This window comes from Sphingobium lactosutens (assembly GCF_013393185.1).
Classification (GTDB): Bacteria; Pseudomonadota; Alphaproteobacteria; order Sphingomonadales; family Sphingomonadaceae; genus Sphingobium; species Sphingobium lactosutens_A.
Window position 1 is genome coordinate 1 of the sequence record NZ_QJQX01000040.1, and the last position, 12,316, is coordinate 12,316.

Below are 12,316 nucleotides of genomic sequence, written 5' to 3' on the forward strand. Positions count from 1 at the left end.
TTACAGTTTTTCGGTAAGCTCGGGCACGATCTTGAAGAGATCGCCGACGAGGCCGATGTCGGCGACCTGGAAGATCGGTGCGTCCTCGTCTTTGTTGATGGCGATGATGGTCTTGGAGTCCTTCATGCCGGCGAGATGCTGGATCGCCCCGGAGATGCCGACCGCGACATAGACTTCGGGCGCAACGATCTTGCCGGTCTGGCCGACCTGATAGTCGTTGGGCACATAGCCCGCGTCGACAGCGGCGCGGCTCGCACCGACCGCCGCGCCCAGCTTGTCCGCCAGCGGGAAGATCACTTCCTCGAAGGTCGGGCCGTCCTTGAGCGCACGGCCGCCCGAGACGATCACCTTGGCCGAAGTCAGTTCCGGACGCTCCAGCTTGGCGATTTCGGCGCCGACGAAGGAGGAAAGCCCCTTGTCCCCGGTCGAAGCAACCGCTTCCACCGTGCCGCTGCCGCCTTCCCTGGCCGCCTTCTCGAAGGCCGTGCCGCGCACGGTGATGACCTTCCTGGCGTCCTTCGACCTGACGGTCGCGATCGCGTTGCCGGCGTAGATCGGCCGGGTGAAGCTGTCCTCGCTCTCGACCGAGAGAATGTCGCTGATCTGCATCACGTCGAGCAGAGCCGCGACACGCGGCGCGATATTCTTGCCGTTGCTGGTGGCCGGCGCGACGAACGCGTCGTGGCTGCCCATCAGCTCGACGATCAGCGGCGCGACATTCTCGGGCAGCGCATGGCCGAAAGCCGCGTCGTCGGCGACATGGACCTTGCCCACGCCCGCGATCTTGGCGGCTTCCTCGGCCACGCCGCCAACGCCTTGCCCGGCGACCAGCAGATGCACTTCACCCAGCTTGCCAGCGGCGGTGACGGCGGAAAGGGTGGCGTCCTTGACGGCGCCGCCCTCATGTTCAACCCACACAAGCGTCTTCATGCGGCAACTCCCAGAGCTTTCAGCTTCGCGACCAGTTCATCGACATCGGCGACCTTCACGCCCGCCGAGCGCTTGGGCGGTTCGGCAACCTTGAGCGTTTCGAGGCGCGGCGCAATGTCGACGCCATAGTCAGCAGGCGCCTTGGTCGCGAGCGGCTTGCTCTTCGCCTTCATGATGTTGGGCAGCGAGGCATAGCGCGGTTCGTTGAGGCGCAGGTCGGTGGTGATGATCGCCGGGGTGTTGAGCTTCACCGTCTCCAGGCCGCCATCGACTTCGCGGGTCACGCTGACCTTGTCGCCCTCGACCTCGACCTTGCTGGCGAAGGTGCCCTGCGGCAGGTTCAGCAGCGCGGCGAGCATCTGGCCGGTCTGGTTGCTGTCATCGTCGATCGCCTGCTTGCCCAGGATGATGAGGCCAGCGCCTTCCTCTTCCTGCACCTTGGCGAGCAGCTTGGCCACGCCCAGCGGTTCAACCTCATTGTCCGTCTGGATCAGGATCGCCCGGTCCGCGCCCATGGCAAGTGCGGTACGCAGCGTTTCCTGCGCCTTCGCCACGCCGATCGACACCGCGATCACCTCGGTCGCCACGCCCTTTTCCTTCAGGCGAATGGCTTCCTCGACCGCGATCTCGTCGAACGGGTTCATGCTCATCTTCACGTTCGCCAGATCGACGCCCGTCCCGTCCGCCTTCACCCGAGGCTTCACATTATAGTCTATCACCCGCTTCACGGGCACAAGGATCTTCATCTCCAACATCCTCCTTATCAACAGCAACATGGGCGCGGGCAGCCCGTTTCCGGACCACCCGCACCCTTTGGTGTATCGTTCAGGCGAGGGAGCGGATCAGGCCGCCTTCCTCACTTCCGCCACGATCTTCTTGGCCGCGTCGCCCAGATCGTCCGCCGGGACGATCGGAAGACCCGAATTGGCCAGAATGTCCTTGCCCTGCTGGACGTTGGTGCCTTCCAGACGGACGACCAGCGGAACCGACAGGTTCACTTCCTTGGCGGCGGCGACGATGCCGTTGGCAATGATGTCGCACTTCATGATGCCGCCGAAGATGTTGACGAGAATGCCCTTCACCGCCGGGTCCTTCAGGATGATCTTGAAGGCAGCCGTCACCTTTTCGGTGGTGGCGCCGCCACCCACGTCCAGGAAGTTGGCGGGGAATTCGCCGTTCAGCTTGATGATGTCCATCGTCGCCATGGCCAGGCCCGCGCCGTTCACCATGCAGCCGATGTTGCCGTCCAGCTTGATGTAGGCGAGGTCATACTTCGACGCTTCGACTTCGGCCGCATCTTCTTCGGTCAGGTCGCGCAGTTCGGCGATGTCCTTGTGGCGGAACATGGCGTTGCCGTCGAAACCGACCTTGGCGTCCAGAACCAGCAGGTTGCCCTGCTCGGTCAGCGCCAGCGGGTTGACTTCGATCTGCTCGGCATCGGTGTCGAGGAAGGCAGCATAGAGCGACGAGGCGACCTTGGCGGCCTGCTTCGCCTGGTCGCCGGTCAGGCCCAGCGCGGCAGCGACGGCGCGGCCGTGGTGCGGCTGGAAGCCCGAAGCGGGATCGACCGAGAAGCTGTGGATCTTTTCGGGGGTCGAGTGAGCGACCTCTTCAATGTCCATGCCGCCCTCGGTCGACACGACGAAAGCGATGCGGCTGGTGGCGCGATCAACCAGCAGCGCCAGGTAAAATTCCTTGGCGATGTCTGCGCCGTCGGTGATGTAGAGACGGTTGACCTGCTTGCCCGCTTCGCCGGTCTGGATAGTGACCAGCGTGTTGCCGAGCATGTCGGCCGAATGCGCCTTCACTTCGTCGAGGTTGAAGGCAAGGCGAACGCCGCCCTTGGCTTCGGGGGCCAGTTCCTTGAACTTGCCCTTGCCGCGGCCGCCGGCATGGATCTGCGACTTCACGACATAGAGCGGCCCAGGCAGCTTCTTGGCGGCTTCGACGGCCTCTTCGACCGTGAAGGCGGCATAGCCGGCGGCGATCGGTGCGCCGTACTTGGCCAGCAGTTCCTTGGCCTGATATTCGTGAATGTTCATGGGCTCGCCCGTCCTTGTTGCGTTGAACCTTGATGGTCGCGGCTAAGCACAGGTCGAATCGGCACGCCAGAAGATTTTGCAAAACGACTTTGCAAAATTGCAAAACGAGTAGTCCGCCCGACGCGGATTTATTGCAAATTACCGGCTAGAATGCGCAAGCGAAGGCCGCCTTGCTCGTGATCGCGATAATCTCCGGATCCTGTAAAGCGCGCACTTTATGAATGAAATGACCCACCGTCATTTCCTCTTTGTGAGACTTGCGGAGCGAAGCAATCGACTGGAGCCGGCGCAGCTGGACAATGCTCAATCGACTAGCCATGCGCTCCGCCATGCAGCCAGCCATTTTGGGGGACAGGCCCGCGTCAATCAGCCCCGAGCGCAGCCTCGATTCGGGAGACAGGCCGGTACAGGAGGCAAGAAGCGCACTGGCGACGAGAGCCAGGCCAAATGGGCGGAAAGCGGTGGCGATCATGGCGACGCCATGGCAACAAGCCCATGAATGCAGGATAAACGCCCTGCTGCAGGAGCCAAGCCATGGACAGGATTTTCGCCGCCCTTTCTCATCGCGTTGCGGGCTGGGCCGGACAGCCCTTGGCCTTCATCCTGGCGGGCATGGTCGTCCTGCTGTGGCTGATCACCGGCCCTATTTTCCATTATTCGGATACCTGGCAACTGGTTATCAATACCGGGACGACCATCATCACCTTCCTGATGGTGTTCCTGATCCAGAATGCGCAAAATCGCGACGGCTCCGCCATTCAGGCCAAGCTCGACGAATTGATCCGTGCCGTAGGAGGCGCACGCAACGATTTTATCGGCATCGAGCATCTGACCGAAGCCGATCTGGAACGCATCAAGCATATCCTCGAAAAGGAATGCGGGGACGATGAAAACCATCGCCGGGCAATCGAACGCTTGATCGAACGGCGCTGATCGTCACGCCTCCTTCAATGGGCGTGGACGATCAGCCGTTCATTTTCCCGCCGATAGGCGTCGACGCGATCCGTATAACTGCGCGCAAGACTTTCATAAGCCGCCCGCCCCTCCCGCGACGCACTGGCCTGTGCGCGGATCAACGACATTTGCTGGCGATGCAGCAGATAGTTGACATCCGTCTCCATGCTCATCCTCGCCCTCCTCGCTTATTGTCGTGAGATTGATCGATGAGCCGATAATGCGCTTCACACGCATATCGGCGAATCGATGTTATCATGATCGCGCAGGCAAGGCGAACCGGCTTCTCACCGCAAATGATCGGAATGGCGCGACCTGGGGGCAACCCAGCGCAACAGCGCGAAGCCGGCCAGCGCGGACAGGAGCGATCCCATCAGCACGCCGCCCTTGGCTTCCTCGACAAGTTGCGGCTGATCCGGGAAAGCGAGCGCGCCGATGAAGAGGCTCATGGTAAAGCCGATGCCGCACAACATGGCCATGCCATAGACCTGTGCCCAGTTCGCCCCTGACGGCCGCTCGGCCATACCCAGCCGCACCGCCGCCCAGATAGCGCCGAACACGCCGATCTGCTTGCCCAGGAACAGACCCAACGTCACGCCAAGCGGCAGAGGCGAAAACAGGGCGCCCAGCATTTCAGCGTTCAGCACCAGCCCACTGTTCACGAACCCGAACAGCGGAACGATGACATAGGCGCTCCAGGGATGGACTACATGTTCCAAGCGATGAAGCGGACTGTCGGCCGCATCCGGCGCGCCGGGCGTGCGGCGGATCGGCACCGTCATCGCCGCCAGCACGCCCGCGACCGTCGCATGGACACCCGATAGCAAGGTCAAATACCACAGCAGCACAAAGCCGATCAGATACGGGGCAAGCGTTCGGATACCGGCGCGATTGAGGCCATACATCGCGGCCAGCACGCCCGCCGCCGCCACGAGCGCGGCCAGGTCCAGCCCCTTCGTGTAAAAAAGAGCGATGATCGCTACCGCCCCCATGTCATCGACGATCGCGACCGCGGTCAGGAACAATTTGAGCGAGGCGGGCGCACGCTTACCGAGCAGCGCCAGCACACCAATGGCAAAGGCGATGTCCGTCGCGGCGGGAATGGCCCAGCCGTCGGAAAGCCCCGGCTGAACGTTCGTCGTCGCAAGATAGACCAGCGCCGGAACCACCATGCCCGCCCCGGCCGCCAGTATCGGCAGCCGTCGCCTGTCCCATGTGGAAAGTCCGCCGTCGAGAAACTCGCGCTTGATCTCCAGCCCGACGACAAGGAAGAAAATTGCCATCAGCCCGTCGTTGATCCACAGATGGGCGGTCATCGGTCCCAATTTGGGCGACAGGGTCGGTCCGAATTCCAGATGGACCAGGTCATGATAGAGATGGCTGGTGCCCGGCAGATTGGCGAACAATATCGCCAGCCCTGCCGCGACGATCAGCAACATCGCACCGCCCGCTTCGCCGCTCAGAAAATCCCGCAGGGCGGAAGCAGGTCGATGCATCATCTGGAAATGAATCCTCTACGGTGACTGGAGAGAAGCAAAGGGCTTGGAAGTCACGCGCGCCAATGGCATCCTCTCCCCCGATCGGGCATGGGGGTCAAGCCTTTGGGGGACGCACTGATTGCGGCGCTCGGAACGCTGCATCATGAACTGCTGCTGTTTGCAGCGGTGGGCCTCGCCATCGGCGGCCTGGACGATTTCCTCGTCGACCTCCTGTTTCTGCTGCGCAAGACCTGGCGCGACATCGTCATTTATGCCCGCCATCCGCGAATGACGACGGCCAGCCTGCCGACGTCGGACCGTCCCGGCAAAGTCGCCATCTTCGTGCCCGCCTGGCAGGAAGCCTCGGTAATCGGTCAGATGCTGAGAACCGCTCTGGATCGCTGGGGCGATGCGCCCTATCGTATCTTCGTTGGCACCTACCCGAACGACCCGGCGACGATCGACGTGGTCGCGGCGCTGGCGCCGGGCGATCCACGACTGCTGCTGGGCATTAACGAGCGCCCCGGCCCGACCACCAAGGCCGACTGCCTCAATCTGCTGTGGCGCGCCATGCTGGCCGAGGAAGAGGCCGGCGGCTTTCGCTACAAGGCCGTCGTGCTGCACGATGCGGAAGATGTCGTCCATGCCGACGAGATCCAACTGTACGACTTCATGATCGACCGTTTCGATCTCGTCCAGTTGCCGGTATTGCCCCTGCCCGGTCGCGGTGGCTGGTTCGCCCGCGCCATCGCCAATCATTATGGAGACGAGTTCGCCGAGAGCCATGGCAAATTGCTGACCGTCCGCGAGGCGCTGGGCGCCTCCGTTCCATCGGCCGGCGTCGCCTGCGCTTTCGAGCGCGATGCGCTGGAGGCGCTGGCTCATGACCCCAGCCATGGCCCGTTCGACCCTTCTTCGCTGACGGAGGATTATGAGGCGGGTCTGCGTATCCGCGACATGGGCGGGCGCGGCGTGTTCGTCCGCATGCGGGACGCCGCCGGAGAATTGGTGGCGACACGCGAATATTTCCCGGACAGCATTCAGGCCGCCGTAAAGCAGAAGGCACGCTGGATGATCGGCATTTCGCTCGCCGGCTGGGACCGGATGGGCTGGCGCGGCGGCCCGGCCGAATGGTGGATGCGCCTGCGCGACCGGCGCTCGGCGCTGGCCGCGCTGGTGCTGTTCGCTGCCTATCTCGCCTTGCTGCTCTGGGCCGCCCTTTGGCTGATCGGCCAGTTTCACGCGCTTCCCTTTCGGCCCATATCGCCGCTGCTGACGCATCTGCTCTGGTTAAATCTGGGACTGATGCTGTGGCGGGGGGCCATGCGCACGCTGTTCGTGACGCGCACTTATGGCTGGCACCATGGGCTGGGCGCCGTCCCGCGCACGCTCATAGCCAATTATATCGCCATTCTGGCCGCCCGCCGCGCCGTCTTCCTCTATGTCCGCTCCTTATTGGGCACGCCGCTCATCTGGGACAAGACCCAGCATCATTTCCCCGACCTGCGAACCGATCCGTGACGGCGGCAGGCGGCAGACCCCTGCGCTTCTTCGCGCTGCTGATCATCGGCTGGATCGCCGTCCGCGTCGCCGCTCATTATGGACCGGCAGGCACACCGATGCCCGGCATAGCCCAGCCGCCGCCCACCATGGCATCCCTGTTCACGCCATCCCGGCCCGTCCGCTGGCGCCGTCCGCCATTTCTTCCGGCCGGCACCGGGGGATTCATCCACGCACCTGGCTTGATGCCCATCCCGGCCGTCCGACAGCCCCCGCCCTCTACTCTCGCCCCTTTATCCGCCAACCAGGGAGCGCAGGTCGATTTTCTCGAATTCATTCGCTTCACCACCGCCTTCGCCAATCGGCATCATGCCAGCGATGATGTGAGCGGTGCGCCGACTGCCCTTCCCCGCCCGCTGCAGACACCAGCACAGCAGGAGCGCCGTGCCGACCGGTGGCGCGGCAGCAGCTGGCTGCTCTGGCGGCCCGGCGACGCCAGCCGGGCCGACATCGCAACGGTAGGACGGCTCGGCGGATCGCAGGCAGGGCTTCGCATCGACTATGCACTCCCCATCGCCTCCATCCGGCGCGCCAGCGGCTATGCCCGCGTCACCAGCGCCCTCGAAGGACCGGCAGCGCCGGAAGCTGCCGTTGGCCTGGCCGTCCAGCCCTTTCCCGCCCTCCCCGTCAGTTTTGCCATGGAACGCCGTATCAAGCTGGGCGACGGCGCTCGCAATGCCATGGCGCTTCTCGCCGCCGGGGGCTTCGGACCGACCCGCATCGCGGCCGGTATCGAAGCGGAAGCCTATGCACAGGCCGGTCTGGTCGGCTTTCACCGTCGTGACGCTTTCATCGACGGCAAGCTCTCCTTGTCGTCATCCCTCCCCCATACGCCGTTGCGCATCGGCGCGACTATTTCCGGCGGCGCCCAACCCGGCGTCGAACGAATCGACATCGGCCCGGAAATCCAGCTTCGCCTGCCCCTACCCCGGACGGCCGCCCGCCTCTCCGTCGAATGGCGCGAACGGATCGCAGGCAAGGCAGCGCCGTCATCCGGGCTGGCCGTCACTCTAGCTGCGGATTTTTGACCTCCGCCGCCCAAGCCGCCTTTATATCGCCGCGCTTTACGACTAGGCCTTGAGAAGCCATGGATCTTTACCTGCCCATCGCCAATCTCTCGGTGAACGCGCTGGTCATCATCGGCCTGGGCGGCGTAGTGGGCCTATTGTCGGGCATGTTCGGCGTGGGTGGCGGCTTCCTGACGACGCCGTTGCTGATCTTCTACGGCATCCCGCCGACGGTCGCCGCCGCCTCGGCCGCGTCGCAAGTGACAGGCGCCAGCGTGTCCGGCGTCGTGACGCACATGTCCCGCGGCACCGTGGATTTCCGCATGGGCGGCGTGCTGATCGCGGGTGGCGTGGTGGGCGCGGGCCTTGGTGTCCTGATCTTCCGCCTGCTCCAGTATCTGGGGCAGATCGATACCGTCATCGGCATCCTCTATGTGCTGATGCTGGGCGGCATCGGCGGATTGATGGCCAAGGAATCGATCCAGGCGCTGATCGCGCTGAAGACTGGGCGCAAGCCGCAGGCGCGCAAGCGCCGCCATCATCCGCTGGTCGCGGCGCTGCCGATGCGCTGGCGTTTCTATCGCTCTGGCCTCTATATCTCACCGCTCGCACCGCTGCTGCTCGGCATGGCGACGGGGATCCTCACTATGTTGCTGGGCGTGGGCGGCGGCTTCATCCTGGTGCCGGCAATGCTCTATCTGCTCGGCATGACCACCCAGTCGGTGGTGGGTACGTCGCTGTTCCAGATATTGTTCGTCACCATGGCGACGACGATGATGCATGCGATGACGACCAAGGCGGTCGACCTTGTCCTCGCCATGCTGCTGCTGATCGGCAGCGTCACCGGCGCGCAGGTGGGCACGCGCCTCTCGATGACGATCCGACCGGAATATCTGCGCATCCTGCTGGCCGCCATCGTGCTTCTGGTTGCGGCCCGCATGGCGCTGGGCCTGGGCTTCCGACCGGACGAAATCTACACGATCGAGGTGCGCTGACGATGCGCCGCACCCTCATCCTGATCGCGGCGGCGCTGCTGCTGGGTGCGGCCGACGAACCCCAACTGGTCCCCGACGTGTCGCAGCGCGATGTCGAAATCCAGTATAGCTTCACTGGCGCGGATCTGCTGCTGTTCGGCGCGATCGTCTATCCCGGCGGGGTCCGGCCTGAAAAACCTGCCGATGTCGTGGTCGTACTGAAGGGGCCAGACCAGTCGATCCTGATGCGCGAAAAGCAGAAGGTCGCCGGCATCTGGGTCAACGCCGATCGCGCGCGCTTCCAATCTGCCCCCAGCTTCTACGCCATGGCCTCTTCGCACCCTATCAGCCGGATCGTCGACGAGCGCACTGCCGCCATCTACGAACTGGGCGTCGACAAGCTGCAACTCTCGCCCTCTTCGCTCAACGAAAGTTCGGAACTGGACCGGTTCCAGGCGGGGCTGGTCGAGCTGCGCCAACGGTCCGGCCTGTTCGTCGAGCGTCCCGGCACGGTCGAGATCACCGACGGCGTTCTCTATCGCGCCCGTCTGCCCTTATCGGCGCGCGTTATCGTCGGCGACTATACCGCCGAAACTTTCCTGGTGCAGGACGGCCGGGTCGTCGCCGCCGCGGTGCGCGACATCACCGTGCGCAAATCCGGCTTCGAACAGTTCATGGCCGTCGCCGCCGAACGATGGTCCTTCCTCTATGGACTGACCGCGATCGCCCTGGCGGTCGGAATGGGCTGGGCAGCTGGCGCGATCGCGCGGCGCATCTGATCCAGAGCGATTGCAAGTCAGATCGAAGATCTGACGCCTTCAACCAACCTCGCTGAGGATCGCGGCATAATCCGCGGGATCGACATTGCTTCCCGACAGGACCACGACCACCGCATCTTCGCGCGTCGGCATCAGCCCGGCGAGAAGCGCCGCCAGCGCCACCGACCCGCCCGGCTCGACCACCAGCTTGAGCGTCGAAAAGGCAAAGCGCATCGCATCGCGCACTTGATCGTCGGTCACGACCAGCCCGCTCGTCACCAGCGCGTGGTTGATCGGAAAGGTCAAGGCGCCGGGACTTGGCGCCAGCAGCGCGTCGCATATGGACCGGGCGTCGGGTGCGACCGCTTCCCGCTGACCACTACGCAGCGATCGCGCGGTATCATCAAACCCTGCCGGTTCGACCGTGTGCATATCGACATGCGGCGCGCGCGCCTTCATCGCGGTGGCAATCCCGGCCGTCAACCCGCCACCGCCGCAACAGACGAGCAGTTGCGACACCTGTGCACCGGCTTGCGCCGCCTGATCGATGATCTCCAGCCCCGCCGTGCCCTGCCCCGCGATGATGAAGGGATCATCGAACGACGGCACCAGGGTCGCCCCTCGAGTCTGTGCCAGCTCGGTCGCGATCTCCTCGCGGCTTTCGGTCCGCCGGTCATAGGGCACCACTTCCGCGCCCAGCGCGCGCGTATTGGCGATCTTGATAGCGGGGGCGTCGGCGGGCATCACGATCGTTGCCGGCATCCCCAGCATCCGCGCCGCCGCTGCCACGCCCTGCGCATGATTCCCCGACGACCAGGCGACGACACCCGATGCCCGCTCGGCTGCATCCAGCCGCGCCAGCCGGTTATAGGCGCCGCGAAACTTGAACGACCCGGTATGCTGCGCGCCCTCGAACTTTAGCAGCACGCGCCGCCCGCATCGTTCGTTCAACTGGGCATTTTCGAGCAGCGGCGTCCGCACCGCCGCCGGCGCGATGATCCGCGCGGCGTCCAATATGTCGTCGATGGTGATGGCAGGAGCTTGTTTCATGCCTTCAGCTTAGAGCATTCTGATGTCGGCTGGAACAGCCGACGGCTCGCAGAATGCGGTAATCAAAAGACAAATGAGGCGGAGGACGATACAATCTCATCGTTCACGGCGCTAGCATCGCCAAGGCAGCCGAGAAGCCGTTTCGCGTGCAGGCGATGGCCGGCATGGGATGCCCCATGCCGGCGGCGGCTCATTGCTCGCGGAAAGCGCGGTGGAAGCTATCGAACAGCGGCTGGAAGAGATATTGGAACAGCGACCGGCTGCCAAGGCTGATGAACACCTCTGCCGGCATGCCGGATACCAGCCTGACATCCTTCAAATCCCGCAGTTCCGATCCGTCTATCTCGATTTCCACCTTGTAATAGAGCGTGCTCGTCGCCTCATCGAGCGTCGCGTCGGGGCTGACGTCGCGCACGACGCCATGCAGCAGCGGCAGCACGCGCGCCTTATAGGGGGTCAGCTTGACCTCCGCCCGAAGATCGTTGTGGACGACGTCGATATCATAGGCCTTGAGCCGCGCCGACACGATGATCTTCTCCTTGTTCGGCACGATGTCGAGCAGTGGCTGCCCGGCCCCCACGACGCCGCCCGGCGTCACCAGCCGCAGGTTCATCACCGTACCGTCAACAGGCGCGACGATCTGCTGGCGCTGCTTGATGTCCCGGCTGACGGCAAGCCGCTCGCGCGCATCTGCCAGGCTGACTTGAACCTCGCGCTGCTGGGCCGCCGTTTCCGTTGCCTGCTGGCCGCGGATCAGGGACATTTGCGCCGTCGTTTCACCGATCGTGTCCCGAATGCGGCCTAGGCTCCCGGTCAATTGCCCCTGCTGCCCCACCGTCGCGGCCTGCTGCCGCTGCAACGCCAGAAGCCGCGACTTGCGCTCCAGCCCTTCATTGACCAATGCGCTGACGCTCCTCATTTCCTCCGACAGAAGGCTGTTCTGGTCGCCCAGGGCGGCGACCTGCGACCGGGCGCCCGCCATGTCGGCATTGGCCTGGCCAAGACGCTGGTTAAGGACGGAAATCTGGTCGCCCAAAGCCCGCTTCCGCGTACGGAATACCGCATCGGAGGCGGCGATTACCGAACGGACTTCCGGGTCCGCGCGCTTGTCCAGCAACTCCTGCGGATAGGCGACCGCGCCTGCTCCGCTCAACTCCGCCGTCAGCCGCGCATCCTGCGCCAGCAAGGCATAATAGCTCGTCCGCATCGCCGCCTCGCGCGCCTGGCTCTGCGTGTCGTCCAGCAGGACCAGCGGCTGCCCGGCGCGCACCTTCTGCCCCTCCCGCACCAGTATCTTGCGGATGATGCCCCCTTCCAGATGCTGTACCGTCTTGCGACCGCCGCCTTCCGCGCGCAGCGTGCCCGATGCGATCGCTGCGCTCTGAAGCGGCGCCAGCACCGCCCACAGCCCGAAGATAAGGACAAAGATCCCCAGCGCGATATAGGCGAACCGCAACGAATTGCCGACACGGGGGGCGTCCCGTTCGGCCAGCCAATGCACGTCGTGCAGTACGCGATCGATTTCTCTGCGATTCATGGAAAAGGGCAGATTCATGGCGGCAA

General features: G+C 64.1%; 13 protein-coding genes. 5 read left to right on the forward strand and 8 right to left on the reverse strand.

What is annotated here, in order from left to right; all coding sequences use genetic code 11:
• The 4 genes from DM806_RS09965 to DM806_RS09980 form a co-directional block, all read right to left on the reverse strand.
• Positions 1 to 930 (reverse strand): electron transfer flavoprotein subunit alpha/FixB family protein, encoded by a 930-nt coding sequence (locus DM806_RS09965; RefSeq protein WP_179042879.1) that lies wholly within the window; start codon positions 928 to 930, stop codon positions 1 to 3.
• Entirely contained in the window at positions 927 to 1,676 is a 750-nt protein-coding gene (locus tag DM806_RS09970) for an electron transfer flavoprotein subunit beta/FixA family protein (protein WP_179042878.1), read from the reverse strand. The genes DM806_RS09965 and DM806_RS09970 overlap by 4 nt, the downstream gene beginning before the upstream one ends.
• Positions 1,677 to 1,772: 96 nt before the next feature.
• Positions 1,773 to 2,972, reverse strand: coding sequence for an ADP-forming succinate--CoA ligase subunit beta (sucC, locus tag DM806_RS09975; protein ID WP_179043081.1), 1,200 nt, complete (start codon positions 2,970 to 2,972; stop codon positions 1,773 to 1,775).
• A 145-nt stretch (positions 2,973 to 3,117) separates the two neighbouring features.
• The gene (locus tag DM806_RS09980; protein WP_179043082.1) at positions 3,118 to 3,444 is read right to left on the reverse strand and encodes a hypothetical protein; all 327 of its coding nucleotides are present in this window, start codon (positions 3,442 to 3,444) and stop codon (positions 3,118 to 3,120) included.
• Between the two features lie 62 nt (positions 3,445 to 3,506).
• On the opposite strand from DM806_RS09980, the gene DM806_RS09985 reads away from it, so the two are divergent.
• Positions 3,507 to 3,905 (forward strand): low affinity iron permease family protein, encoded by a 399-nt coding sequence (locus DM806_RS09985; protein ID WP_179043083.1) that lies wholly within the window; start codon positions 3,507 to 3,509, stop codon positions 3,903 to 3,905.
• Positions 3,906 to 3,919: 14 nt separating this feature from the next.
• On the opposite strand, the gene DM806_RS09990 is transcribed toward DM806_RS09985, so the two are convergent.
• Positions 3,920 to 4,099, reverse strand: coding sequence for a hypothetical protein (locus DM806_RS09990; RefSeq protein WP_179043080.1), 180 nt, complete (start codon positions 4,097 to 4,099; stop codon positions 3,920 to 3,922).
• Between the two features lie 114 nt (positions 4,100 to 4,213).
• Entirely contained in the window at positions 4,214 to 5,425 is a 1,212-nt protein-coding gene (gene nhaA, locus DM806_RS09995) for a Na+/H+ antiporter NhaA (RefSeq protein WP_179043084.1), read from the reverse strand.
• Between the two features lie 87 nt (positions 5,426 to 5,512).
• Here nhaA and DM806_RS10000 point away from each other — a divergent pair, with 87 nt between their 5' ends.
• Genes DM806_RS10000 through DM806_RS10015 form a run of 4 tightly spaced genes read left to right on the forward strand, consistent with a single transcriptional unit; the run spans position 5,513 to position 9,724 of the window.
• Positions 5,513 to 6,925 (forward strand): glycosyl transferase family protein, encoded by a 1,413-nt coding sequence (locus DM806_RS10000; protein ID WP_179043085.1) that lies wholly within the window; start codon positions 5,513 to 5,515, stop codon positions 6,923 to 6,925.
• Complete coding sequence (locus tag DM806_RS10005; protein ID WP_179043086.1) at positions 6,922 to 7,992, forward strand: hypothetical protein; 1,071 nt, start codon at positions 6,922 to 6,924, stop codon at positions 7,990 to 7,992. Before DM806_RS10000 ends, DM806_RS10005 begins: the two co-directional genes overlap by 4 nt.
• A 59-nt stretch (positions 7,993 to 8,051) precedes the next feature.
• Positions 8,052 to 8,966 (forward strand): sulfite exporter TauE/SafE family protein, encoded by a 915-nt coding sequence (locus DM806_RS10010; RefSeq protein WP_179043087.1) that lies wholly within the window; start codon positions 8,052 to 8,054, stop codon positions 8,964 to 8,966.
• 2 nt (positions 8,967 to 8,968) lie between these two features.
• Positions 8,969 to 9,724, forward strand: coding sequence for a TIGR02186 family protein (locus DM806_RS10015; protein ID WP_179043088.1), 756 nt, complete (start codon positions 8,969 to 8,971; stop codon positions 9,722 to 9,724).
• 39 nt (positions 9,725 to 9,763) lie between these two features.
• Here the strand turns inward: DM806_RS10015 and DM806_RS10020 are convergent, their stop codons facing one another.
• Entirely contained in the window at positions 9,764 to 10,753 is a 990-nt protein-coding gene (locus DM806_RS10020) for a threonine ammonia-lyase (protein ID WP_179043089.1), read from the reverse strand.
• Positions 10,754 to 10,943: 190 nt separating this feature from the next.
• A complete protein-coding gene (locus DM806_RS10025) occupies positions 10,944 to 12,308 on the reverse strand; it encodes an HlyD family type I secretion periplasmic adaptor subunit (RefSeq protein WP_179043090.1) in 1,365 nt (454 codons plus the stop codon).
• Positions 12,309 to 12,316 lie beyond the last annotated feature (8 nt).